Source organism: Xanthomonas vasicola pv. musacearum NCPPB 4379, assembly GCF_000277895.2.
Lineage (GTDB): Bacteria > Pseudomonadota > Gammaproteobacteria > Xanthomonadales > Xanthomonadaceae > Xanthomonas > Xanthomonas vasicola.
Genome location: NZ_CP034655.1, coordinates 3,467,502 through 3,493,371 on the forward strand (window position 1 = coordinate 3,467,502; position 25,870 = coordinate 3,493,371).

The window sequence follows — 25,870 nt, forward strand, 5'->3', positions numbered from 1 at the left end:
CCCGCTTCCGCAGGGCTCTTGTCGTTTCACTCACGCATCAGCCGATCAGGCGAACGGGTCCTGCAGCACCATGGTGTGGTCGCGGTCCGGGCCGGTGGAGACGATCGAGATGGGGCAGCCGGCCAGTTCCTCCAGCGCGCGCAGATAGGCGCGGGCGGAGGCGGCAGGTCATCCCACACGGTGATGCCGTGGGTGTTCTCGCTCCAGCCCGGGAACTCCAGGTACACGGGGGTGCACTCTTCCCAACCCTGCGCGTCCAGCGGCGCGTATTCGGTGCGCTTGCCGCGATATTCGTAAGCGATGCAGACCTTGAGCTTTTCCATGCCATCAAGCACGTCGAGCTTGGTGATGCACAGGCCGGAGATACCGTTGATGGCCACCGCACGCTTGAGGGCAACAATGTCCATCCAGCCGCAACGACGCGGGCGGCCGGTGGAAGCGCCGTACTCGGCACCGCGGTCGCGAATGCCCTGGCCCACTTCGTCGTCCAGCTCGGTCGGGAACGGACCGCCGCCAACGCGGGTGGCGTAGGCCTTGGCGATACCGAGCACGTAGTCGATCGCATCGGCGCCAACGCCGGTGCCGGCCAGTGCGCCGCCCACCGTGGTGTTGGAGCTGGTGACATACGGGTAGGTGCCGTGGTCGATGTCCAGCAATGCGCCCTGCGCGCCTTCAAACAGCACGCGCTTACCCTGCTTGCGCAGGTCGTGCAGGATGCCGGCCACGTCCGACTTCATCGGCTGCACGTAGTTGCCGAACGCCAGCGCCTCGTCGTAGGTCTTCTGGAAATCGACCGCTTCTACGCCCAGGTACTTGGTCAGCACGAAGTTGTGGTAATCCAGCGCGGTGCGCAGCAGCTCTTCCAGCTGCGGCGGGTAATGCAGGTCGGCGATGCGGATACCGCGACGCGCCACCTTGTCTTCATACGCTGGGCCGATACCGCGACCGGTGGTGCCGATGGCCTTGCCGCCGGCTGCCTTTTCGCGCGCCTGATCGAGGGCGATGTGGTACGGCATGATCAACGGCGCGGCCGGGGAAATCTTCAGGCGCGAACGCACTTCCACGCCGGCGTCTTCCAGTTCCCTGATCTCTTTGATCAACGCGGCCGGGGAGATCACCACACCATTGCCGATCAGGCACAGCGCGTCGTCGCGCAGGATGCCGGACGGAATCAGATGCAAGACGGTCTTCTTGCCATTGATGACGAGCGTGTGGCCGGCGTTATGGCCGCCCTGGAATCGGACGACTGCACCGATTTCTTCGGTAAGCAGATCGACGATCTTGCCCTTGCCTTCATCGCCCCACTGGGCACCGAGCACGACAACTGACTGACCCATGACGGGTGAACTCCTAAGTTTTGCTGCGGCCATCGGGGCCGCGGGATGGGACCGACGCAGGGTTAGCGGCGACACCCTGCGCGCAGCTCCATCGGGGAGCATTGCAGTGGCGCGACAGCCCTGACACGGAAAAAGCCGACGGGAGTGCTCTGATTGGAGCGTGCCCGGCCGGCTTTTGTGCATTATCCGGGTTTCCGATGGCCCGCACTACCCCTGGCGGACGGCGGATCGGGGGCTGGTGCGGCTGGCCGCCGGTTGCGCGGTGCTCCGAGCGCTGCCGGCCCCAGCCCGGGAGTATCACCGTAGCGACAATCACAATGGGTCGTAGGCGCGCACCCGGGCGCGACAGGCGTTGCCGGTGAAGCCGTCGCGCCCAGGTGCGCTCCTGCGAGGCAGCATTCATTGCAGGGATCTTGAGTGCAGCGTTGCAGTGGCCCATGCGTGTTGTGCCATGACGGCACATACGAAAACGCCCGCATTACGCGGGCGTTTTCGTTTCAAGGCACAGCGATCAACGATCGCTCTTGAGGTACTGCAGGAACGGATCGTTCTTGTCCAACACGATCACGCCATTGCCGTCGGTCATGGAGCCGCGGTAGGCCTCCAGGCTGCGGTAGAAGGCGTAGAACGAGGGATCCTTGGAACCGGCCTGGCCGTAGATGCGAGCGGCTTCGGCATCGCCTTCGCCGCGCAGCTTCTGCGCATCGCGCTCGGCGTCGGCCACGATCACGGTGGACTCGCGGTCGGCTTGCGCGCGGATGGTCAGGGCCTGCTCTTCGCCTTCGGCGCGCAGCTTGCTGGCTTCCTGCTTGCGTTGGGCGCGCATGCGCTCGTAGACGTCGGTGATCACCTGGCTGTCGGTCGGCAGGTCAATCTGCTTGATGCGCAGGTCGGTGATCTGCATGCCTAAGCCCTTGATCGCGCCGTTGATGCCCTTGAGCTGGCTGGCGATCAGTTCGCTGCGGTCGCCGGAGACCAGCTGCTGCAAGGTGCGCGAGTTGATCTGGTTGCGCAGCGAATCGGTGATGATCGGCGCCAGGCGCGAGTTGGCCACCGACTCTTCACCACCGGTGGCGCGATAGAAGGCCCGCACATCGGAGATGTAACCGATGGCGAAGAAGTCCACGCTCACGTCTTTCTGTTCGGCGGTGAAGTAGCGCGCCGGGGCGGTGTCCAGCACCTGGAAGCGGCGGTCGAACACGCGCACCGATTCCACCACCGGAACCTTGAAGTGCAGGCCGGGCTTGATGTCGGCACGCACCACACGGCCCAGGTTGAGCACCATGGCGGTCTGGTCTTCGCGCACCACGAATACCGAGCCCATCAGGGCCAGCAGCACGGCGACGATCAGGCCGATAACTAGCGAATTCTTCATTATTCGGTCCCCTCACGGCCAGTCGGGCGCGGGCCGCGTTCCGGGTTACGGATGGCCTCGCTGCTGGTGCTTTGCGGCGGATTCAACAGCACGTCCTGCGGCACCATCGACGGCATGCCAGCTTTGCTGCTGGGAGTAGCCGGCTTGCTGGCATCGGCCGGCAGCGGCACGTAGATGAGCTGTCGGCCATCGCTGCCGATCACCTTGCGGTTCTCCGACAACACCTTCTGCACGGTTTCCAGCCACAGACGCTTGCGGGTGACGTCCGGCGCGCCGGCGTACTGCGCCTGCAATAGCGTGAAGCGATCGGCGTCGCCTTCGGCCTTGGAGATGGTGGCCTGCTTGTAGCCTTCGGCACCGGTGCGGGTGCGTGCACCCTGGCCGCGCGCTTCGGGCACCACCTTGGCGGCGTACGCCTGGGCTTCGTTGATCAGGCGCTCGCGCACCTGCTGGGCACCATTGACCTCGTCGAAGGCCGGCTTCACTTCTTCCGGCGGGCGCGCATCCGGCAAGGTCACGCCGGTGACGGCCAGGCCGGTGTTGTAGGCATCCAACGCAGCCTGCAGACGGTCCTTGGAGGCGATCGCCAACGGGCCGCGATTGTTGAGCACGGTATTGAGGTCCGAACGACCGACCTGCTCACGCACGGCACTCTGCGCGGCCTGCTCCAACACCAGATCGGCATTACGCGAGCCGAACAGGTATTTGCGCGGGTCGCTGATCTGGTACTGCACGTTGAGCGAGACATTGACGATGTTCTCGTCGCGCGTCAGCACAGGCACCTGGTTGCTGAAGGTCTTGATCTCGGTGGCATTGACCTTGCGCACCGACTCGATCGGCCAGGGCAGCTTGAAGTTCGGGCCGGGCTGCAGAATGCGCGAGAACTGGCCGAAGCGCAGCACCACGCCACGCTGCTGCTCGCCGATGAGCTGGAAGCTGGAGAAGAGCACAATCAGCACCACCGCGACCAGGATCCAGCGCCCCACGCCGCCATCGAACAGCTCTTTCAACGGGGCGGGCAGATTGCCCCAACCGCCACCGTTGCCACCACCGCGCGGGCCCCAGGACCTGCGACGGTTAGGATCCGGGCCGTCTCCGCCCTTGTTGCCGGGTGTGTTCCAGGCCATGCACGCTCCATGATCGAGGGGCTGTGCGGGCCAGTCCCGCAGTGCCGCCATGTTGTTTGATTCGCCGATTCTACTAGATGGGGCAGACGCACCGTTTTGAAAGGCCCCGTCCAGTGCATCGTTGGTTTAGCCGGCGGGGTGGATTTGGCGGCCTGGAAAACACCGCAGCGGTTTTGAGCAGCGGGGGGAACCACACGCCGGAGTCCCAGCAGCGGTTCTTGGGTCGTTGAACGGCGTTACCGGGAACCAGAGGGTGCGCGTGGCACGCGCCAACTGTTGGCACAGGCGGGTGGTCGCCCGGGCGCTGTGTAGCCGCGTTGTTGGTCGCAGCCGGGCCGCTGATCGGGTCTTGGCCGGGTGGACTCGGCTTGCCGCGTGCGTACCTGATTGGCTGGGCTTAAGTGGCGGTGCGCTGATGCGTGCGGCAAGCGGGCACAGCGCCAGGCGATTGCTTAACTTGGAGCCTGTGACTTCCACCCAACTATTGGTGCCGACGGCAGAGTGGCTGCACCCGTGCCCCCGCTCTGCGCCGCGGTCCGCGCTTGCGACGCTGGCGCTCAAGCGCACGCGCGCGAATGGCGCGTAAGCCATGCCTTCTCGCGCTACGGCAAAGATGGCTGCTGCTTCTCTCTATCGGGACCTTGTTCCCCTTCATGGGGGAAAGGCTCGTGGGCAGCGACGGATGAGGGTACGGCTGCGATGCAATGGCGCGAGGCGACTTCGACGTCAAGTTCGCATCGCTGAGCTACCGAACCTCACCCCAACCTCTCTTCTAGCGCAGTAGAGGGACTTTGTCCTTCTCCCAGATCCACCGTCGCCTACATCCGCCTTTCCCGACATCCGGCTTCGATCACACTATGCCGGCGCATTTACGTTTTCGTTGGTTCGTCTTTCTGATTGAACACGCGCTCCATCACTTCCAGCAGCTCATCTTCCGAAAACGGCTTGGTAATGTAGGCGCGGGCACCTTGGCGCATGCCCCACATGCGGTCGGTATCCTGATCCTTGGTGGTGACCAGAATCACCGGAATGTGCTGGGTGGTGGGCTCGCGCTTGAGCGTGCGCGTGGCCTGGAACCCGTTGAGGTTGGGCATCACCACATCCATCAACACCAGATCCGGCAGCGATTGCTTGGCAGCTTCCACGCCGGCGGCGCCATCGGTGGCGGTGATGGTCTCGTGCCCCAGCTTCTCGACAATGCGCTGAATCCCCAGCAGCTGCGACGGCGAGTCGTCGACGATCAAAATACGTGCCATGTGTTTCCCCTAGTGTGCGCGGCGAGTGTAGTGCCAAGGCTGCGCTTGCGGTAGCTGGGCCAGGCTAACTGCTCATGCTTGGTGCTTGGTGCTTGGTGCTTGGTGCTTGGTGCGGCACGCGATGGACTTACACGCTGTCTTTCTTTGCAGACGAGAAATGGAGTACTACGTCGGACAGGGCACCGTTGGATTCAACGCAGACTCAAGAGCAGCGATTCCCTTCTCCCATCGGGACAATGTCCTCCTTTATGGAGGAGAAGGGGGCGCATAGCGCCGGATGAGGGTGCGGGCGCGATTCGCTGGCACAGATCAACGTCAACTGCCGCATTGCTGGCCCGCCGTACCCTCCACCCCAACCCCTCTCCCGCAGGAGAGGGGCTTGCCCCCTTCTCCCATCGGGACATTGTCCTCCTCCATGGGGAGAAGGTGGCACGTAGCGCCGGATGAGGGTGCGGGAGCGGTTCGCTGGCACAGATCAACGTCGACTGCCGCGTTGCTGGCCCGCCGTACCCTCACCCCACCCCCTCTTCCGCAGGAGAGGGGCTTGCTTCCTTGTCCCATCGGGACATTGTCCTCCTTCATGGGGAGAGGTGGCACGTCGCGCCGGATGAAGGCGCGGGCGCGATGCGTGGGCGCAGATCGAAGAGGGATTGGTCTGGAGAGGGGCTCAATTAGCTCGCGCTGACCAAGCCAATTCATACCGTCTCGCCAAACGCCTTGGCCAGGTTTCGGTATGCCTTTTTCTGGGCATCATCGGTCGGGGCCGGCGCCAAAATTTCCAGTTCCACGATCTGATCGCCCGGGGTGGTACCGGGCAGGCCGCGGCCGCGCAGGCGTAGCTTGCGGCCGGCATCCGAATCTGCCGGCACCTTCAGTTCGACCGAGCCGCCGAGGGTCGGCACGCTGATCGTGGTGCCCAGCGCGGCCTGCCAGGGCATGACCTGCAAGGTGTACAGGATGTTGCGCCCGTCCACCTCGAAGTGCGGGTGCGCCGCGTATTCGATCTCCAGCAACAGGTTGCCGCCGCCATTGCCCTGTCCGCTCAGCCGGATCACCTGGCCGGGCTGCACGCCCTTGGGCACGCGCACGTCCAGCTGCTTGCCATTGATCGTGATGCGCACGCTGTCGCCCGAATGCACCGCCTCCAGCGGTACCGCCAGCTTGGCGCGGGTGTCGCCGCGCGCCTGCGGGCCGGCACCTGCACCAGGCCCGGCGCCCGGGCCGCGAGGACGACCGCCGCGCTGGCCGGCGAACAGGCTCTCGAAGAAATCGCTGAAACCGCCACCGGCACCGCCGTTGCCGAACACCTCTTCGAAATCGAAGCCCTGCCCGCCGCCGTAATTGGGCGGGGCCTGGAACTCGTCGCCCGGCCGGAAACCCTGCGCCTTCAGCTGGTCGTAGGCCTTGCGCTTGGCCGGGTCGCGCAGCGCTTCGTAAGCTTCGTTGATCGCCTTGAACTTCTCTTCGGCGCCGGCTTCCTTGCTGACGTCGGGGTGATATTTGCGCGCGAGCCGGCGGTAGGCGGTCTTGATCTCCGCATCGCCTGCACTGGGCTCCACGCCGAGCGTTGCGTAGTAATCCTTGAATTCCATCTAGTCACCTCTGGAAAAAAAACGGCCCGCAGCCGAGGCCACGAGCCAGTTCGAGCAGCCAGCACTCCGGTAGACGGCGTGTGCGGCGCAGGTGGTGTGCAGACTGCACTGTACGGGCGTACGTGCCGAGTTCGCATACCAGCCGCGCTCGCAACGCGGTCATGCAACGGAGGTGTTGGCCAATCTATTCGCAGCCGGGCGGGCAACCGCGCCTATTCTACGGCGCGGCCGTCGCCGGGGAGCGAAGCCGCTGGCTCCGCCCCAGGTCTAGCGTCTTGCGGCGGGCAGCGCTGGCTGGCAGAGGGTGCCAGCCAGCGCTGCCGCCAATTGATGAGCCAACCTGCACGCCCAGCACAGGCCTACCCAGCAAGACCGCGCGTCAATGAAGCGCGCCGCCGCTACGTCAGCTGCGCTTACTGCACCGTGCTTCCGCTAGTGTCCTGACCGTTGCCGACCTGGATCCGGCGCGGCGTGGCTGCCGGGCGCTTGGGAATCCGGATTTCCAGCACGCCATTGTGGCCCGAGGCGGTGATGCCATCGGCATCGGCACTGTCGGGCAGCGCGAAGCGGCGATGGAAGCTGCCGTAGCGGCGCTCGATGCGCGAGAAGCGCTCGGTTTCGGTGCTGGATTCGCTCTTGCGCTCACCCTTGATCGACAGGATGCCCTTATCCATCTGCACTTCGATCTGGCTCGGATCGATACCCGGCAAATCGGCGTACAGCACAAAGTGATTGGGCTCTTCCTTGATGTCCACGCGCGGCACCCACTGCGCCGTCACCACGGCCGACTCGTCGGTGTCGCTGTTCTGCTCGAAGAAGCGATCGAACACATGCTTGATTTCGTTCTGCAGCGCATGGGTGGGAAATTGGGGATAACGAACGATGTTCATTGCAAGCCTCCAAAAGGGTTGATGAAGGGCCGGCGACCGCGTCGTGCGCAGTTGCGCCGGCCATGTGCGTCAGATAGGCGTCGCCGGGCGGATTTCAAGCGTGTTGACGCGCTTTTCCCCTGCCCTTTTCTAGAATTCGTTCAGCCACAGGAGCCTGCCGCATGACCATCCACGTTGGTGACCGCATTCCCGAAGTCGTGCTCAAGCGCATGCGCGATGGCATTGAGGCAGTCGACACCCACACCTTGTTTGCAGGCCGCAAAGTGCTGCTGTTTGCGGTGCCAGGCGCCTTTACCCCTACCTGCTCGGCCAAGCACCTGCCGGGCTATGTGGAGCACTTCGATGAATTCCGCAAACGCGGGATCGAAGTGCTGTGCACCGCGGTCAATGACCCGTTCGTGATGCAGGCCTGGGGGCGCAGCCAGTTGATCCCCGACGGCCTGCACCTGCTGCCCGACGGCAACGCCGAACTGGCACGCGCCCTGGGCCTTGAAATCGACGCCAGCGGCTCGGGCATGGGCCTGCGCTCGCGCCGTTATGCACTGTATGCGGACGACGCCGTGGTCAAAGCGTTGTTTGTCGAAGAACCCGGCGAATTCAAGGTGTCTGCCGCCGATTACGTGCTGCAGCACCTGCCGGATTGATCCATCGATTCCCCCGTTCACTCAGAAGGAAAACGGCCAGCCATGTCTGATCAGCCAGCCACCGCAACTCCCGCCGGTATCACCGATACCGCCACCCTGCGCGCCCGCGCACGCCAGAGCATCGAAGACGGCGCCATCACCGAGAGCTACCACGCCGATCGCGAGGCAGTGATCGCGCTGCTCAACACCGCACTTGCCACCGAATATGTGTGCACGCTGCGCTATTACCGCCACTACTTCATGGCCAAGGGCATGCTTGCCGACGCAGTGAAAGGCGAGTTTCTGGAGCACGCACAGCAGGAACAGGCGCACGCGCACAAGCTCGCCGAGCGCATCGTGCAGCTGGGTGGCGAACCCGACCTCAACCCGGACACGCTAACCAAGCGCTCGCATGCCGAATACAAGGAAGGCACGGACCTGCGCGACATGGTCAAGGAAAACCTCATCGCCGAACGTATCGCCATCGACAGCTACCGCGAGATGATCGACTTCATCGGCGACAAGGACACCACCACCAAGCGCATTCTCGAAAGCATCCTGGCACAGGAAGAAGAGCATGCAGACGAGTTCGCCGACATGTTGGAAGGCTGGATCGGCGAGTGAGTTGAGATTTAGCAATGTAGTGATGTGGTGCGATCGATGATTGGCATCGGATCGGCATTGACGTTGCGATCGAAGATCGCATCGAGTTGAATCCACGTCGACTCGATGACGACAGACAGGGCGGGCGCCTCGCTCACCCTGTCTGTTTTTTGCCACTGTGTGGCGTCTATACGGTTACGTCCGTGCAAGCAACGACCCACGAGGCGGCTAGCTCCCGACGCGCCGCCACCCTCGCCGCGCATACGTAGGGGCGCACCTGGGCGCGATGAGGCGTTACCGGGAATACTCCATCGCGCCCAGGTGTGCTCCTACGGGTTTGTCGCGAGTAGCAGGTATCCGTCGCTGAGCACGGGGCGGTAGCCCTTCGTTGGCCACACATTCAACGCAACACCCGAAAGCGCACCTGCGTCCATGCACCATCGTTGGCCATGGCGGTGAGCGTGTGTAACCCGACTTCTTCGAAGTCGCGCTGAAATCCCTGTCGCCCATTGGTCTGCGCGATCCAGCGGCCGTCCAGCAGCCAATCGATGCGCGCCTCACTACCCAACGCACGCAGTTGCAACCGTACCGGTCGTGCGGTGTCGTTGGCGCGCGCCAGCGTGGCGCGGTCGCTCAAGCCGTCGATGCGCAGCACCCCGCCACCGGTCATGCGCCCGTCTGGCACGCAATCTGCGGCCAAGGGCGGCAGTTGCGCGGCCGCGCGTTCGGATGTACTGAGCCAAGGCGAAACCAACGCCGGCCAGCGTGCGACAGCGCGTGGCACACGCTCGTGCGCCTGACTGCATTCCTGCGACAAGCGCTGACCGCTGCGTGCATCGATATCGAAGCGTACTTGCCCGCTTTGCCAAAGACGCGCATCGCGCTCGGCGAAGGTGGGCGGCACCGCGCCGTCGAGTACGTAAGCATCGGCACGGCGTGCGCAGAGCGGTGGCGGGCTCTGATTCGCAGCGCCGCCCAGCGGCCAGCAGATGTCGATTGCCTGCACCGTGGCTGGCATCGGCAACGGCGCGCTGTCGCCGGCGCTACGTGGCAACGCATCGATGACTTCGAACATCAACGGCAACGCGGTGACTGCACCGTATTGGCCCGGCAACGGTGTGCCGTCCGGCCGCCCCACCCATACGCCGACGGTGTAACGCCGCGTCCCACCAATGGCCCACGCATCGCGGTAGCCGTAACTGGTGCCGGTCTTCCACGCCACGCCCGGGCGCGCGGTGGTGTCGAACGTACCGCTGCCATATCCGGGGCGAGGATTGCTCTGCAAGATTTCGCGCACGATCCAGGCCGCACCCGGCGACATCAGGCGGCGATCGATGGGCGCGTCGTCCGGCGTGTAGCGCACACGCCCGGCAATACCACCGCGATTGAGCGCGGCGAACGTGCCCACCAGCTCCTGCAACTGTGCGCCGGTGCCGCCCAATATCAACGCCAGCGACGGCGTGCTGCCGGAAGGAAAATGCAGCGCAATGCCTGCATTGGACAGCCGCGCGGCGAACCGCGCCGGGCCGATGCGATCGAGCAGATCCACCGCCGGCACGTTCAACGACAGCCGCAATGCCCTGGCCGCGCTCACCGGGCCGTTGAATGCCGCATCGAAGTTGCCGGGACGGTAATCGCCGAAGCTTTGCGGCGCATCCACCAATAGGCTTCCGGAATGGATCAGGCCATCATCCAGCGCCATGCCATACAGGAACGGTTTGAGCGTGGAGCCGGGCGAGCGCCACGCCTGCACCATGTCGACATGACCCAGGCGCTTGCGGTCGCCGAAACCGGCCGAGCCTACATAGGCGCGCGCTTCCAGCGTGGCGTTGTCCACGACCAATAATGCCGCGGAGGTGCGCTCTGGCAGCTGCGAAAAATACGTGGACACGCGCTCTTCCAGCGTGCGCTGCAATTCCACATCCAGCGTGGTGACGATACGCGCCGCACGCGGTTGCGCGCTGTGCAGGCGCTGCGCCAGCAAGGCCGCAAGTAACGGCGGCTTGAGCGAACGCGTGACCACTGGTTCGATACGCGCATCGTGCACCTGCGCACGCGACCACACACCTAGCTCCACCATGCGATCAAGCACCTTGTCGCGTGCACGCTGCGCAGCTTCGGGATGACGATCCGGACGCAGTCGGCTTGGCGATTGCGGCAGCACCGCCAGCAACGCGGCCTCTGCCTGCGATAAATCGGTGGCCGGCTTGCCCAGATACGCCCAACTGGCCGCCTCCACCCCTTCGATGGTGCCGCCGTAGGGCGCGCGCTCCAGATACAGCATGAGAATCTCGCGCTTGCTCAGGTGCGCTTCCAGCTGCAACGCACGCAACAGCTGCTTGGCCTTGCCCCACGGCGTGCGCGCATGCGGGTCCAGGATGCGCGCTACCTGCATGGTCAGCGTGGAGCCGCCGGACACGATGCGGCCCTGCCTGATCCACTGCCCGCCCGCACGCAGCAGGCCCCACGGATTAACGCCGGGGTGGCGCCAGAACCAGCGGTCTTCGTAATTCAATAGCGCCTGCAGATACAACGGCGACACGCTCTGCGGTGTGGCCGGATACCGCCACACGCCATTGTGGTCGGCGAACGCGCGCAACGGCGTGCCGTCGCGCGCAACCACCAACGTGGAGGTGTCACGCGATTTGGGCAGCGGCAAGGGGAAAGCCAGATCAAGCAGCAGCAAGACACTCAGCAGTGCGGCTATGCCCCAGCGCAGCCATCGCAGCCAGCGGCGTCCGTTTCGGGCCCTGTGTTTCGACGGCGGTGGGCGCGATCGCGTCCAGTCCATCCCTGTGTGCGCCTGCGGTTGTTCGTCCATCGTGCAAAGCATGCAGGGCGAAACGCGTTTCGGCCACTGTTACGCGACTCGAGCCCGGCGTCACGGCAGCGCGATCAGCTGCACGACCAGCAGGACAGGCTACTGGCCCATGGGCCAGGCGCACACCTTGAGCGACATGCGGACCCTTGCGCGCAACCGCCTGATCTACCTGTGGCACCGCGTGCAGGTGCCTGCGATGATCAGGCCACTCACACCGAAGGCGCGGTCGGCGCCCTTCGCCAGCAGCACGCATTGGCGGCAGGCGGTGGCGATGCCCACGAATACAGTTCTGTTAGACGTTATGTCTCGTTCGTTGAGTTGTTTGGTGCACGGCACGTTGTACTAGACACCGTTGCCGCCGTGTGGCACGGCGGCCTAGTCGCCTCCGCTCAGTGCTTTTCCAACGTCGCGCGATAGCGCAACAAGGCCTCCGGCGCATCGGTCTGGATGATCGACACGCCGTCGCGGTACATCCGGCCCCACACCTTGTCCGGGTCGCGTTCGGCGTCGGCGTCGCCGCCGTAGCCTGCGATGAAGCCTTCCCATAGCGAATTGACCATCAGCCGCACGTTGTGTTTCTTGCTCACCGCCGCCAGCGCCGGCAACTGTGTGGCCGCAATCTTGGGCAATTCAAATGCCATCGGGCGTGCATTGCGGGTCTGCGCAGTGGCGATCGCCGCAAGGTCGGCGTTGCCATGTGCGTTGATCAGGATCGGGAAAAAGTACACCGTATCGAAGGGCTTCATCGCTGCCAGTGGTGCGGTGGCGATGCCGGCTTCGGCCTTGACGATCACCTGGTGCTGCATGCCGGCGCGTGCGACCGCATCGACCACCTGCACGTAGATCGCATCCTTGACGTCGAGGTTGAGCAGGATGTGGCCTTTGGCATTGGCAAGCATCTGCTCGAGCGTCACGACGCGCTGGTCGGTCAACGGCGCCTGGGCGCCGCCTTCGTCACTGCGCAGGCGCAATTTCTGCAAATCGGCCAGCGTCAGCTCGGACAGCTTGCCACTGCCATCGGTGGTGCGGTCCACGGTGGCGTCGTGCAGCATCACCAAGGTGCCATCGGCTGCACGCCGCACATCGGTTTCCATCACGTCGGCGCCGATGGCGATGCAACGCTCCAGCGCCAACAGCGAATTTTCCGGTGCGGTCTCGGCAAAGCCATGCTGTGGCGCGGCGGCATGGCAGCCGCGATGCGCCACCACCACGATGCCGCCTTGCGGGTTGGTCAGGCGCGCCTGGATCGCGGCCACGCCGGCAGGCGCTGCGCCCACCGTGGTCGAAATGGCAGCGAATAGCACGGTGACAAGGATGGCAGCGGGACGTGAATTCATCGAACAACTCCAATCAGGTGACTTGCAAAACGACAGTGCGATAAACGTGCATTAACGCGTTTCGTGCTCATTGCTGCAGATGAAACGGGCGAGCGGCAGGCATAGCTTCAGCATGACAAGGCTTCGACATCCCTTGCCCAGCCGCGCTTACAACGTCGGCGTAAACCGCAGGCCCACCCAATACGTTGTAGGCACCGAATAACTGTCCTTGAGCAGATCTTGCCCCGGGCCAGTGACGCTGGTGATGCGGCTATGAGTAATGTTGCTGACCTGGCCGATCACGCTAAGCTGCTTGCTGACTGCATAGGTTGCAGTGAAATCCAGTTGCGAGCGCGGCGACCAGTACAGATCCTGCCAATCGATATTGCTGACGATGGACCGCAGCGCCTTGCCTTGCCGGTTGTAAGCCGCACGTAGCTCCAACCCACCGGTGTTGTAGAACAACGTGGCATTGGAGGTGTAATCCGGCTGGCCAACCAAGTTGTCGAGCTTGCGCTCGCGTTGGCTCAGGTTACTACCGCTGCCGGCGCTGTAAGGCACATTCAGGCTGCCATCGAGCAACGCGACATTGACGCTGAAACCGACGCCGCTCAACCATGGCGCGAGAGGCGCCAGCGTGTTGACGATGCCATTGAATTCCACACCGCGAATACGCGCCTTGGCGGCATTGGCCGGCGTGCTGATTAACGCATTCGCATACGTGGTGCCGTCGAAGGTGAAGCTGTCGGTGCGCGAGAGCGTGAAAATCTCGTCCTGGATATGTTTGTCGAAGACGGCAGCGGAGGCGAATGCATCAAAATCGCCAGGAAGGCGCCATTCCAGCGATAGGTCCAGGTTGTTGGACACGCGCGGTTTGATATCCGGGTTGCCGATGGTGACGGTGACGCCTTGCGCATTCGGGTTGCCGGCGTCTGTTGTGTTGACGAAGCCGATCGAGGTACGCGCAGCATAGGCATCGTAAGGCGGGCGCCCCAAGGTGCGGCTTGCACCCGCACGCAAATCCAGTGCATCGGTCAGGTGATAGGTCATCACCGCCGACGGCAACAGATAGTCGTAATTTGCACTGGTCGGGTTATCGACATACACGTAGTGATTGCTTGCCGTATCCAGCTGCCGCTGGCGGCCTACCGTGTCGAGCTTGGTGCTGTCGAAATGCACGCCGGCTTGCACATTCAAACGATCGCTGCGATAGCTCACCAAGCCATAGCTACCAAACGTTTTTTCGGTATGGGTGAAGTTGTCCTGATTGCTGAAAGCCTGCTGGTCGGTACTGTTGAAAGCACTCAACGGCGTGGCCGCCAGCACGCGGTTGGCCTCGTTCGGGTCGATGCTCAGCAGGTTCAAACCGACATAACGCATCGGCGCCCTACCGGTACCCACCACATCGGCCAGGCCCAATGCAGGCGCCGTTGTATTGGGCTGGTATTCGACGCGATAGATGTCATAGGACGGCTTGTCGGTGGTGTACGAGACGCCTGCGGCAAACCCGATACCTTGATCGCTTTCGCCTTGATTGAAGCCGTAATCGAGCCGGCCGGTGAGAATGCGATCGGCTGCGGTGCGTTTGTAGTCCGGGCGCCAGTACGACAGGCTGTAATTGTCCAGGTTGTTATACGCCTGCGGTGACACAGCGAAACGTTGATCGAAACCGGAAGTGTCGTAATTGAACGCGTAGTTCGGCGTCGCATTGAGGGTCACGCCACTACCGGTCTGGCCCACCGGCACCGGTGCCGGGCGCGTGATGCCGGTGGCGTACTTGATCATGCGGATCGGCTCGTCATAGGTCGCATCCGACCACGCGCCGCGCGCGGAAAACTGCTGTCGATCGGTCGGCCGCCAGATCGAGCCCAGCTGCGCTACCTTGGTGCGCGTGGTGACGATCTGGTTCGAGTAACCCACCTCGATGTCGCCGCCGGGGTAGCTGCCAGAGGTGGCGGTTTGATTGAAGACCTGACCACGGTTGCGCGGGTCGATGATGACCTCGTTGCGCTCCATGTTGTCCTTGAAATAGTAGTAGCCGGCCATGGCATATGCTTCGAGCGCCGCACTGGGCCGCATCTCGAATTTGCCGGTAACGCCATAGCGGTCGCGCTGATCTTGCACGTACCAATATTTATCCTGCTGCGGCACCGCCCAGCCATTGCCTAGATTGGCGCCGCTCTGCAACACACCGCTGTTGTCGTAGAACCCGTAATGCACCGTGTCGGTGGTCATATGGGTTTCGGTGTAGCTGCTCAACGTTTGATAGTTGGCCGAGACGGTGACGCCATATTGCTGCTCGCTGCCGAAGGTGCGGCTGCCAGTGGCATTGATGCGATAACCGGGATCATCCTGATCGCGCGGCTTGCCCACATCGTTGGCGTGACCAAGTGCCGCATCGGCGCTGAAGAACGGCTTGCCGCCGTTTTCGAACGCGCTACGGGTTTTCAGGTTGATCGCACCGCCGGTGGCGTTGGGATCCAGGTCCGGCGTAAAGGTTTTGACGACCTGCAGTTCGCTGACCATCGATGCCGGCAGCAAGTCCAGGCGCACGCCGCGGGTGATCGAACCGAGCGTGCCGTTCGGTGTACCGGGCGAGGCGATGGTGAGCCCGTCGATGGTGACGTTGTTGTACGACGGCCCCAGCCCACGCAACACCGGCGTGGCGGCCTCATCGCGCGGATGCTCGTTATCGGTGGCCGGCAACACCGACAAACCCGGCACGCGGCGCAACGCCTCGACGATGGTGCTGTCGGGCAAGGCGCGCACATCGGTGGCGCTGATCACATCGGTGATATTGGTTGCCGCGCGCTTGCTTTCCACCGCTGCCGCATTGGCGCGACGCACGCCGGTGACCTGCATGGCGTCGAGCGTTTTTACGCCGCCTTTCGCCGCGTCTGTGTCAGGCGCATCGCTGCTTGCTGCGTCGTTGAGCGAAGGTGTGCGTTCGTTGCTTGAGAGTTGCCCCGCCGCCGACGCTGTTTCGGCAGGAGACTGACTTTCGTTGGATGAAGCACTGTCTGGACGCGTTGCCGACGCAACGCGCGCAGAGTCGGATGACGGTCCGACGCTTTGAGCCTGCACTGCAGGCGAGCATGCGGCAATGGCCACGGCGAGAACGGACAAGTGGATACGGTACGAATTGGAGTGCTGCATGGAATCCCGAAAGTCGCGCAGCAATCACGCTGCGCCGATGAGAAAGCACGCCACCGTAGAGCGTGAAAATGACCTTTGCGTGTCGCTAACATTGCACCGAAAAGACAAGGCGCAGCGATGTCGCCGCTTGCGAAGTAAGCACTCAGCGACTAACGAAAAACATCGCGAATGCCCTGCAAAAGCCCCTCTCCCTGCGGGAGAGGGGTTGGGGTGAGGGTACGGGGCGAAGCCACTCATGCCATGCCAACTACACGAGGCTTCGCACGTACCCTCATCCACCCCTTACGGGGCACCTTCTCCCGAGGGGAGAAGGGATGATTTCGGCGGCCTGTCAGGGATAGCGCGGCCTTACGGCTGCACCACCGTCATCGTGGCTGGCGTGCTGCGACCCACGCCGCGCAACTCAGGGCGGTACATGTCTTCCACCAGCGATGGCGGAACCGTATAGGTACCCGGAGCGACTGCACGCACCAGGTAATACACCTGCGCCTTGCTGCCCGAAGACAGCGCCAGCGCGGCCACATAGCGGTCGTCGCGGAACTCTTCGTGCTTGACGTCGGCGGCGCTGGAACGCTCGCTGATGCCGATGCCGTCCACCACCACGTCCGCCCACTGCTTGGCATCGCCGAGATTGAAATTCTCGATCTCCAGGCCGGCCGGCAACAAGTCGGTGAGCAAGGCATCCGGCATGCTGCTGTTGGCCGTAATGGTGACGCGTACGATCAGCGCTTCGCCTTCCTTAAGCGGACGCGGCGTCCACGGCTTGCCGTCGGTGGTGTACCAGCTGCGTTCCACGCTGAGATTGCGCGTGTCCGGCTCCGGTGCACTGCGCGGAATGCCGGCCACTTCCAGGCTGGCGTACATCGGCGCCTCGCCCTGCGGTGCGAACTGCACCCCGCGCGCCAAGGCGGCACTGTCGAAGCTACGCCCGAACACGCGTGCAGGTGCGATCTGCTGCACCTGGTCGCCCACCGTCAAGCTGCCCGATACCTGCTTGCCCTGCCCGACCATCAAGGCCTTGCCCAACCGCGCAAGCGCCACTTGCTCCTGCGTGCTCAGCCACAGCCAACCGGTCGCGCGACGTGCGTCTAGCGCGCGGCCCAGGGCCGCTGTGCGAATGTCGTACTCGGGCTTGGACAAACCGCGTTCGTGCAGCAACGCCATCATCAACGCGTCGTCGCGGATCGCGCTGCCGTAATCGCCGAAGTAAGGCGGACGTTCGCTGCTGTCCTTGGCAAACCCGGCCTTGATCGCCGCATCGCCACGCTTGGTGTCGCCCTGCAGCGACAAGGCGATGCCCAGATGCACCAGCGACAAACCGGTCAGCGCCTTGTCGCGCTGGTTGTCGTACAGCGCGCGCAGCGTGCCCAGCGGGGCGCGGTTGACGCGCGCCAGCACATAGCCCGACCAGGCTTGATTGGCGAACTTCAAGTTGTCGCGGCGATCCTGCCCGTAGAACGCGTTGCCACCGGAGAGCAGATCTTCGCTCAGGCGATTGAGCGCCTTCTGCAGCACGTTGTCGGGCACCGCAAAACCGGCGTCCTTGGCGTCGAGCAGGAACTCGGCGATGTACGGCGTCAGGCCCGGATTGACGTAACCATCGTCGCCCCACATCGAAAAATGTCCGCTGGCAATCTGCATCGATGCAAGCCGGCCGAACGCACCTTCCATACGTTCGCGCCGCTTCGACGCCTCCAAGCCCTGGGTGCCAAGCGCCTTGGCAGTGGCATCGTCGAGCAGCAGTGCTGCATAGCCCTTGCTGGTGGTTTGCTCGGCGCAACCGTACGGATACTCCAACGCGCCCTGCAGCGCGCTGGCAAACGGAATTGGCGGCAGTGCGCTGACCACCATGCGCGCGGTCACCGAGCCGGCCATCAGGCCATCGGCAAAACCGCTGTCCAGAGTGATCGGCGCCAGCGGGTCGAGCACGCGCGTCTGCGCACGCAGCACCTGCGGCCATCCGGCGCGCACCGGCAACTCGTAGCTGCGATCGGCCTTGAACCCATTGCCGTCCACGCGCACGCGCACCTTGGCCACGCTATAGCCTTCGGTGGCGCTCAGCGGGAAGCTCAGCGTCTGCTTTGCATCCACACCAAGCTTCACGCTGCGCGACGCCTCGCCGATGGCGAGTGGGCCAATGCCCTCGACACGCACGTTGAACTCGCCCGGCTTGCCGGTGAAGTTCTGCACATCCAGGGTCACCGTGCTGCGGTCGCCCGGTGCCATCACACGCGGCATGCTGGCTTCGGCCAGGATCGGCGCACGCACGATGGTTTCCATGTCGCGGTTGCCGTAACGCGTGTCCGAATACACCAGCGCCGACACCCGCAAGGTGCCGTTGAAATCCGGCACCGGCAGTTGCACACGCGCATTGCCCTTGGCGTCGAGTTTTACCGAGCCGGAGAACAGGTCAACCGTCTGCACGCGCGCGGTCGGGCGCTTGGCTTGCGGCAAGGCTTCCACTGCCATGTCGCCACCGAACTTGAGCTTGCCGCTGGCGCCTTCGAAACTTTCGATCACCCGGCCATAGATGTCGTAGGAATCAGTCCCCAGACGACGCTGCGCGAAGAACTGCGCGTTGGCATCGGGCACCGGAAAACGGGTGATGTTGAGGATGCCTACATCCACTGCCGAAATGGTCACGTGCGCGGCCTTGCCGGCCAGTTCGGGCACGCTCACCGTCACCGGCAAGGGCTGCTCGGGACGCATCTGCTTGGGTGCAGACAAGCCTACTGCCACGCGCCGCGCCTTGCGGTCCATCGGCACATACGCAACGCCCACCGCGCGCGCCGGGGTGATCTTGCTGGGCGCACTGCCGCCGCGGAAAACCAGTGCGGTGACGTACACATCGTGGCGCTCCCACGCTTCAGTCACTGGAATCTCGAAGCTGCTGCCCGGCTTGACGTCGATGTCCTGTACGTACAGCAGCTTGTCGCTTTCCACCAGCAGCACGCCCTTGCCAGCATGCGGCGGAGTCAGCGTGACCTTGAGCGTGTCGCCGGCGCGGTAGCCGGTCTTGTCCAGCGCCAGCTTGACCTTGTCCGGGCGCGCATCCAGGCCGCGGTTTTCGTCGTTCCAGCTCCAACCTGCACGGAACGGGTAACGCGTGGTCAGCCCGCTTGCCGGGTCGAACACGTCCAGGCGGTACTCGCCCCACTCCACCGGGAACTCGATCTTGGCGTTGACGCTGCCCACATCGAGCGTGCGTGTGTCCTTGTTTTCGAAGCGGCGGGTGAAGTCGTAATCCCAATGGTTGTCGGTGTAGTTCCAGTGGTAATCGCGCAGCTCGCGCACCAGCGTGACCTTCAGGCCCTTGGCCGGCTGCGGCTTGCCGTCGGCATCCACGCGGGTGACTTCGAAGCGCGCCGTCCCGTTCGCATCGGCGCCGTCGGCGTCGTCGAACAACGGACGCACGCCAACCAAGGCCTTGGCCGGCCAAAGCACACGCTTGAGGGTGCGGGTGACGGTGCGCCCGCCGGTTTCGTACACGCTGCCGGAGACCACCGCAGCAATCGTGCTGACCGGCTTGGCCTCGGCCGGCAACGCGATGTCTTCGCGCAGGACGCCGTCGCCGCCGAATTCGGTGTCGATCACGTCCCTGGCTTCGCGCGGCAGCTCCAGCGTGGGGTCGCCGAAGAACCAGCCGGGCAACGATTCGAGTGGATGCTGTTCGACGCCGACCGCCAGCTTGGCGGTAAAACGGTTGCCATCGGCCGGCGCGCCGTACAGATACGCAGCGTTAGCAACCAGCTTGAACGGTTGGCCGGCACTCAAGGTTTTTTGCGTGCTGTCCAGGTCCAGCTTCATGCGCTCGGGCAGGAACTCTTCCACGCGCACGGTCATGCCCTGCACGGCGTCCTTGCTGGCCGGGTCGGTGCGGAATTCCACCTGCCAACGGCCGGTCGGCGCATCGGCCGGAATCTGCTGGGTGAATTCCAAATAGCCCTGTTCGCCTGGCAGCAGTTTGGTCTCGCGGAAGGTCTTGCCGTCCGGTTGTTTCAGACGCAGGAACACCGGCTGTGGCTTGGTCGGCTTGCCGTCGTTGTCGCGCAAGATCGCCGACACCCGCATGGTTTCGCCGGGGCGGTACAGATCGCGACCGGCCCAGGCGAACACGTCGAACCACGCGCCCTGGCGCCCGGCCACGGCGAACTCGCTCAGATCCAATGCGGGCTGGTTGAACGGCAGCAGCGAGATATCGGTCTTGCTACGCGCGGTCAGCACATGGCCGGCATCGAGCGTGTAGTTGAGCAGCGCATTGCCGTTACCATCGGTCGCCCCTTTCAGGAACAACTCGCCCTTGGCATCGAGGATGCGCAGTTCCACGTTCTTGAGCGCCTCGCCACTCTGCAACGAGGCGGTGTGCACGAACAGCTTGTCCTTGTAGGCACGCGTGTGCAGGCCGATGTCGCTGACGGTGAAGAACGCGGTGTCGAATTCGTTTTCGAAACTGCCCGCGCGCTTCATCACCGCGAAGTACAGGCCCGGTTCCTGCAGTTCCTTGATGTCCTGCGTGGGCAGGTAGGTCAGCACGCGCTCGTTCTGCTTGCCGCCAAGAATGAAACGATTGACGTACACCGGGTCGGCAAGTTTCGACAACGGCTGCTTGCCGCTGTATTCGCTCTCCAGATCCCAGCTGCCGCGACGACCGCCGCGCTGAAACTGCTGGAAGAACGCCGGCAGCGACTTCTCGCGCACGCGCAGGAACTCAACGTCCACTTCCGGCACGTTCACCGACACAACCGGCAGACCACGGCTCTCACGCGCCGGCAGCACACTGCCCTGCGAAGCGAACCCGGCCACAGGCTTGAGTTCGCCGGTGTAGACCTTCTGCTTGAGCGGCTTACCCAGGCGGCTGCCGTCGGCAGCCAGCAGGTTGGCGTCGACCAGCACGGTGTAGTCCTTTGCTGCTTCCACATACGGGTAACGCAGCGTCTTGCCGTCTTCGGACAGCGTCCAGCTGCTGTCGCCAGTGCCAACCTTTTCTTCGAAGCGCACCAACGCGTCGAAATCCTGCGTACCGACCAGCGGCCGCGAGAATTCCAGTGCGAGCGACAGCCCGTCGCTGGTCTGGTCGGGATAGGCGCGCGCCAGCGCGAAGCCGGTGATGGCCTGCTTGTCGGCCTTGATCGCCTCGCCGCTGGCGGCAGGCAGTTGGCCGCTTTCGTTGCGCTTGCACGCCACCGCACCGATCGCCACGACCAGCAATACCACCCACAGCAACATCCGCCGCGTGCCCGGCCGCATCATCCGTGATCCCTGGCTGTCCATTCGACGTCCCCCCGCCCTGAGTAGCGGCCGCGTTTAGAGTCCGGGGTTGATGATATCGGTGTTTGCCAGATGTTGGGCATAAGCGGACGGCGTCATGCCGCCAATTGCGTTCTTGGGTCGGTCCTCGTTGTATTCGCGTCGCCAGCGTTCGATCTCATTGCGTGCATGCAGCAGCGTTGGGAACCAGTGTTCGTTGAGGCATTCGTCGCGCAGCCGGCCGTTGAACGATTCGACGTAGGCGTTCTGGTTTGGTTTGCCCGGCTGGATGAGCCGTAGCTGCACACCCCGGTCATGCGCCCAGGCAACCATCGCTTTGCCGCAAAACTCCTTGCCGTTGTCGGTGCGGATCACCTGCGGCAGGCCGCGACTGTGTGCCAACCGATCCAGCACGCGCGCAACGCCGTGCCCGGAGATCGCGCGTTCCACCTCGATGGCGACCGCTTCGTGCGTTGCGTCGTCCACGATCACCAGACACTTGATCACTCGGCCGTCGGCGGAGCGGTCGAACACGAAGTCCATCGACCACACCTGGTTGGCCTGCGCTGGCCGCAGCAGCGGCTGACGCTCGCCAACCGGTACCTTCTTGCGCTTGCGGTGCCGCACTTGTAGCTGCTGCTCGCGATACAACCGCTCCACGCGCTTGTAGTTCACCAGGCGTCCTTCCTGTCGCAGCTTGAGATAGATCATCCCCACGCCGTAGCGGCGATGGCGATGCGCCAACGCAAGAATGCGCTCGCGCAGTTCGCCATTGCGGTCTTGGCGTGGGCAATAGCGCAGCGCGCTGGCGCTCATGCCAATCGCCGCCAAGGCACGACGCTCGCTAGCACCACGCCCGATCCACTCGCGCACCAGCGCACGACGCGCCGGTGCGCTCACCACTTTTTTCGCAACGCATCCTTGATCAGGTCATTCTCGAACAACTGCTCGGCCAGCAACCTCTTTAGCCGCGCGTTCTCGGCCTCAAGGTCCTTGAGCCGCTTGGCGTCGGGCACGCTCATGCCGCCGAACTTGCTGCGCCACAGATAGTACGAGGCCTCACTGAAGCCATGCCGCCGGCATAAGTCCTTGATCGCTATGCCCGCTTCGGCTTCGCGCAGGAAGCCGATGATCTGCTCTTCGGAAAAACGCTTCTTCACGTCCAATCTCCTTGGGGTAGGGAATTGGACTCCAAACTGAGGTGCTACTCAAAATTGGGGGGACGTCGGAAGCACACCAAGGCCAGCCTGCGTGCGAAGGTGGAACACCCGTTTCGGGTGATCAAGCGCCAGTTTGGCTACGCCAAGGTGCGCTATCGCGGTTTGGCGAAGAACACCGCACAGGTGCTGACGCTGTTTGCACTGTCGAATCTGTGGCTGAAGCGGAAGCAGTTGATGCCTGCCGTTGGGAAGGTGTGCCTGTAATCGGGGCAATACCCCGCAAACGTGACGAAAGCGGCAAGAAATCAGGGATTTGAGCGCCATCAGCGCTGTGGATGTGGATTGTTTCGTTTTCCGGCCCCGTTGATCAGACCATCCCTAGTGCGGCGTCCTATCGCTTGCAGGACCGTTGGCGGCATGGATGCCGCCATCGAGCCCCCAGGAATGGTTCACGGCGTGTCCCGCGAGCAGTGAGGGCATCGCGCCATCGGCCGACTCAGCTGTTGACTCAATCCGCTGACCAACCCAAACCCCGCTTCGCCCAAGATCTCGTCAGCTCGGCTGGAAGCATCCAAACGCCGCTAAACACGTCGTCGCTCTGGCTATGAGGCTGCGTATATCCAGCGAGTGATTCGAGCGAGTGATCGCAGCCCCACTTCCAGCGCCGTCATCATCACGCAACGCAAGCGCGGCAGTCTTCCTGGATCGCCTCCCCCGCTGTGGATTTCAATGGATTCGATGTCCTGCCTGCGCGTGCGCCACCCAGCCACGCTCGCATTCCTGCTGGTTCCGCTCGCGCTGCCGGCTTACGCGCAGCAGGTTCCGGATGGCGCAACGTCCGACCCGACCGCGACCGCACCGGCCAGCACTGCCGAACAGGTATCGACGCTGGATCAGGTGCAAGTGGTCGGCCAGGCGATGACGTATTCCAAGGCCACCGTCAGCAAGGAAATGCTGGACCGCCAGTTCGTGCTCGGCAGCGTCAATGACGCACTCAACGAACTGCCCGGCGTGGTGGTGACCGAAGCCGATGCCTTTGGCTCGTCTGACTGGGGCACGCAAATCAGCATGCGCGGCTTTGTCAGCAATCGCGACACGCAGCAAATTGGCACCACCATCGACGGCGTGCCCAATGGCGGCTCGGCATACGGCGGCGGCTCCAAGGCCAACCGCTTTATCGACATGCCGGATCTGGAAACGGTGGAAGTGAGCCAGGGCACTGCCGACATCGCCTCGCGCTCCAACGAAGCCTTGGGTGGCACCTTGAATTACCTGACCGGCGAACCGCTGGAAACGCAGCGTGTGCGCGTGATCGGCGGTATCGGCGACAACCAGGCGCGCAAATATTACGCGCGCTACGACACCGGCCTGATCGGCGGCAATACGCGTGCCTGGGTCAGTGGTTCGTCGGCACGTAACGATGACTGGATCGACGGCAGCGGCCACACCAGTCGCGATCACCTGGCCGGCAAGTTCGTCAGCGTTTTGAATCAGTGGACGCTCAGCGGCTATGCCTCTTACGACGATGCCGACGAATCTGAGTACACCAGCGTGACCCCGGAGCAGTTCGCGCGCGACCCCGAGCACGACCTATTGACCGGCACGCTCACCGGCATTCCGTACCTGGACCAGAACTATCGCTCCGGCTCGCGCGCGCTGCGCAAGAACACGTTCGGCTATCTGCGCGGCGCGTTCGATGGCGGCAGCGGCTTCAAGACCACCCTCACCGGCTATGCGCACCACATGCAGGGGCGCGGCGACTGGATTCCGCCGTATCTGGTAGACGTCACCAACGATGGCGCCGGCGCACCCGAATCGGAGGCGCGCGGCGGCAACACCGTGTATGGCGGCAGCGACCTGGGCAAACTGTATTACCTCACCCCCGGCGGCGCGGCCGCGACCATGCTGACCGGTTGCGCCGGCAGCGACGCGGTGCCGGCCGAATCCAACCCCGCTTGCTATCCGGCAGGCTCGGTGCCGGTGCAATCGTATCGGCATAGCCATTACGACAATCACCGCGCAGGCGCGATGGCCGATGTGGAATGGCGCGCCGACCTCGGTGCCATCGACAACACCGTGCGCGCCGGTGCTTGGCTGGAGCGCGTTGAGCGCAGCGTCACCCGCGACTGGCATCGCCTGCTCAATGTCGGCACCAACATCAGCTTCGATCATCAGCCGTACTGGGTGCAGTTCAAGGACAACTACCAGACCGACGAGCAGATGTATTACGTGGAGGACGTGATGCGTTACGGCGCGTTCGCATGGCGCGTGGGCGTCAAGCAGTTCTTCGTCGATCAAACCCGCGACCGCCGCATCGGCGATGCGCAGCACGTGGAATCGGACTCACATCCGATCCGCTGCTGTCGGCCGGCCTGACCTGGACCACACCGGTGCAGGGACTGGAGGCCTTTGCCGGTTACTCGCAGAATTTCGCCGCGATTCCGTCCGGCGTGCTGGGCGAAACCGATCCGGTCGCGCTGAGCCGGGTGAAACCGGAAACCGCCGACAACATCGAACTCGGCCTGCGTGTCAGCCGCTGGCCGTTGACCGGCAGCGTCACGCTCTACGACATCCGCTTCGACAGCCGCATCGTGTATGTGCCGGCCAACTTCGTCACCGGCATCGACTACCTGGGCGAAACCGATGGCGTGTACGAAAACTTCGGCGGCGTGCATGCGCGCGGCCTGGAAGCAGCGCTGGGCTACGGCTGGGACAACGGCTGGCGCATCAATGGTGCCTACACCTACAACAAGGCAGATTACCTGGGCAGCGGCGATGCCGCGCGCGATACTGCCTTGGAGATCACGCCCGGTGCGCAGGTAATCGGCCAACCGCGCAATACGCTGGTGGTGTCGGCCGACTGGCGCGGCCAGGCATGGCGCTTCGGTGTCTCCGGGCGCTATCTGGGCAAGCGCTACCTGGACGCGTCCAACCGCGCCGTGCTTGATGGCGTGACCACCTTCGATGCCAACCTGGGTGTGGAGCTCTCGCAGCTGAGCTCGCAATTCAAAGGCTTGCAGCTGGCACTCAACGTCAGCAACCTCACCGACAAACGCTATCTGGAGGGCGTGGATGGCAGCGACAGTGCCTTTATCGCCGCGCCGCGCACCGTGGGCCTGACCTTGACGCTGGATCTTTAACCCAGCCGCACGCAGCTCGATCTGCGAAGGCGATTTGCTCCGACATGCGCAAGAGCGGATCGGGGTAAACGTACGATGCCCGATCCACACTGCGGACAACCTTCCTGCGATTGGGAACGGAATTGATCGCCTTTCCTGCGAGCAGCCGAAGAACGCATTACGCAAGCGCGCCGGGTAGGCTCGACGCTCGCCATTGCAGACAGGATTGGAACGCCAACCAGGTGACA

General features: G+C 63.7%; 12 protein-coding genes and 3 pseudogenes. 4 read left to right on the forward strand and 11 right to left on the reverse strand.

The window, feature by feature from the left end:
• Positions 1-45 precede the first annotated feature (45 nt).
• From KWO_RS16175 to KWO_RS16200, 6 genes and pseudogenes are all read right to left on the reverse strand, one after another.
• Positions 46-1,337, reverse strand: a pseudogene (locus tag KWO_RS16175) (adenylosuccinate synthase).
• A gap of 511 nt (positions 1,338-1,848) precedes the next feature.
• Positions 1,849-2,712, reverse strand: coding sequence for a protease modulator HflC (gene hflC / locus KWO_RS16180; RefSeq protein ID WP_010376167.1), 864 nt, complete (start codon positions 2,710-2,712; stop codon positions 1,849-1,851).
• A complete protein-coding gene (gene hflK / locus KWO_RS16185) occupies positions 2,712-3,839 on the reverse strand; it encodes an FtsH protease activity modulator HflK (protein WP_010376164.1) in 1,128 nt (375 codons plus the stop codon). The genes hflC and hflK overlap by 1 nt, the downstream gene beginning before the upstream one ends.
• A gap of 869 nt (positions 3,840-4,708) precedes the next feature.
• Positions 4,709-5,095, reverse strand: a complete 387-nt coding sequence (gene pilH / locus KWO_RS16190; protein WP_010368445.1) for a twitching motility response regulator PilH — start codon at positions 5,093-5,095, stop codon at positions 4,709-4,711.
• Between the two features lie 695 nt (positions 5,096-5,790).
• Positions 5,791-6,687 (reverse strand): DnaJ C-terminal domain-containing protein, encoded by an 897-nt coding sequence (locus tag KWO_RS16195; RefSeq protein WP_017113063.1) that lies wholly within the window; start codon positions 6,685-6,687, stop codon positions 5,791-5,793.
• Between the two features lie 413 nt (positions 6,688-7,100).
• Entirely contained in the window at positions 7,101-7,577 is a 477-nt protein-coding gene (locus tag KWO_RS16200; RefSeq protein ID WP_010368441.1) for an Hsp20/alpha crystallin family protein, read from the reverse strand.
• A 161-nt stretch (positions 7,578-7,738) separates the two neighbouring features.
• Here KWO_RS16200 and KWO_RS16205 point away from each other — a divergent pair, with 161 nt between their 5' ends.
• On the forward strand, positions 7,739-8,221 hold the full coding sequence (locus tag KWO_RS16205) for a peroxiredoxin (RefSeq protein ID WP_010368440.1): 483 nt from the start codon (positions 7,739-7,741) through the stop codon (positions 8,219-8,221).
• A gap of 42 nt (positions 8,222-8,263) precedes the next feature.
• Positions 8,264-8,824 carry a ferritin-like domain-containing protein gene (locus KWO_RS16210; RefSeq protein ID WP_010368439.1) on the forward strand — a complete coding sequence of 187 codons (561 nt, stop codon included), beginning with the start codon at positions 8,264-8,266 and terminating at the stop codon, positions 8,822-8,824.
• Between the two features lie 379 nt (positions 8,825-9,203).
• On the opposite strand, the gene pbpC is transcribed toward KWO_RS16210, so the two are convergent.
• The 5 genes from pbpC to KWO_RS16240 form a co-directional block, all read right to left on the reverse strand.
• The gene (gene pbpC / locus KWO_RS16215; protein WP_026113349.1) at positions 9,204-11,594 is read right to left on the reverse strand and encodes a penicillin-binding protein 1C; all 2,391 of its coding nucleotides are present in this window, start codon (positions 11,592-11,594) and stop codon (positions 9,204-9,206) included.
• 419 nt (positions 11,595-12,013) lie between these two features.
• Complete coding sequence (locus tag KWO_RS16225; RefSeq protein ID WP_017113061.1) at positions 12,014-12,961, reverse strand: glycerophosphodiester phosphodiesterase family protein; 948 nt, start codon at positions 12,959-12,961, stop codon at positions 12,014-12,016.
• A 147-nt stretch (positions 12,962-13,108) separates the two neighbouring features.
• A complete protein-coding gene (locus tag KWO_RS16230; RefSeq protein ID WP_017113060.1) occupies positions 13,109-16,096 on the reverse strand; it encodes a TonB-dependent receptor in 2,988 nt (995 codons plus the stop codon).
• A gap of 348 nt (positions 16,097-16,444) precedes the next feature.
• A complete protein-coding gene (locus KWO_RS16235) occupies positions 16,445-21,346 on the reverse strand; it encodes an alpha-2-macroglobulin family protein (protein ID WP_026113159.1) in 4,902 nt (1,633 codons plus the stop codon).
• Between the two features lie 54 nt (positions 21,347-21,400).
• Positions 21,401-22,503 (reverse strand): IS3 family transposase gene (locus tag KWO_RS16240; protein ID WP_100243780.1). Its coding sequence is split into 2 segments (ribosomal slippage): positions 21,401-22,245 and positions 22,245-22,503, totalling 1,104 coding nucleotides; the frame shifts between segments, so codons are not numbered across the junction.
• 63 nt (positions 22,504-22,566) lie between these two features.
• Here KWO_RS16240 and KWO_RS16245 point away from each other — a divergent pair.
• Together KWO_RS16245 and KWO_RS16250 are read left to right on the forward strand one after the other, a co-directional pair.
• Positions 22,567-22,767 (forward strand): annotated as a pseudogene (locus KWO_RS16245) (transposase); the annotation flags it as partial.
• A 405-nt stretch (positions 22,768-23,172) separates the two neighbouring features.
• Positions 23,173-25,643, forward strand: a pseudogene (locus KWO_RS16250) (TonB-dependent receptor domain-containing protein).
• The last annotated feature ends 227 nt before the right edge of the window (positions 25,644-25,870 follow it).

Bases quoted from the DNA above. Each gene is read 5' to 3' on its own strand.
- pbpC (WP_026113349.1), bottom strand. From the start codon at position 11,594: ATGGACTGGACGCGATCGCGCCCACCGCCGTCGAAACACAGGGCCCGA.
- KWO_RS16225 (WP_017113061.1), bottom strand. From the start codon at position 12,961: ATGAATTCACGTCCCGCTGCCATCCTTGTCACCGTGCTATTCGCTGCC.
- hflC (WP_010376167.1), bottom strand. From the start codon at position 2,712: ATGAAGAATTCGCTAGTTATCGGCCTGATCGTCGCCGTGCTGCTGGCC.
- KWO_RS16205 (WP_010368440.1), top strand. From the start codon at position 7,739: ATGACCATCCACGTTGGTGACCGCATTCCCGAAGTCGTGCTCAAGCGC.
- KWO_RS16235 (WP_026113159.1), bottom strand. From the start codon at position 21,346: ATGATGCGGCCGGGCACGCGGCGGATGTTGCTGTGGGTGGTATTGCTG.
- hflK (WP_010376164.1), bottom strand. From the start codon at position 3,839: ATGGCCTGGAACACACCCGGCAACAAGGGCGGAGACGGCCCGGATCCT.
- KWO_RS16230 (WP_017113060.1), bottom strand. From the start codon at position 16,096: ATGCAGCACTCCAATTCGTACCGTATCCACTTGTCCGTTCTCGCCGTG.
- KWO_RS16200 (WP_010368441.1), bottom strand. From the start codon at position 7,577: ATGAACATCGTTCGTTATCCCCAATTTCCCACCCATGCGCTGCAGAAC.
- pilH (WP_010368445.1), bottom strand. From the start codon at position 5,095: ATGGCACGTATTTTGATCGTCGACGACTCGCCGTCGCAGCTGCTGGGG.
- KWO_RS16210 (WP_010368439.1), top strand. From the start codon at position 8,264: ATGTCTGATCAGCCAGCCACCGCAACTCCCGCCGGTATCACCGATACC.
- KWO_RS16195 (WP_017113063.1), bottom strand. From the start codon at position 6,687: ATGGAATTCAAGGATTACTACGCAACGCTCGGCGTGGAGCCCAGTGCA.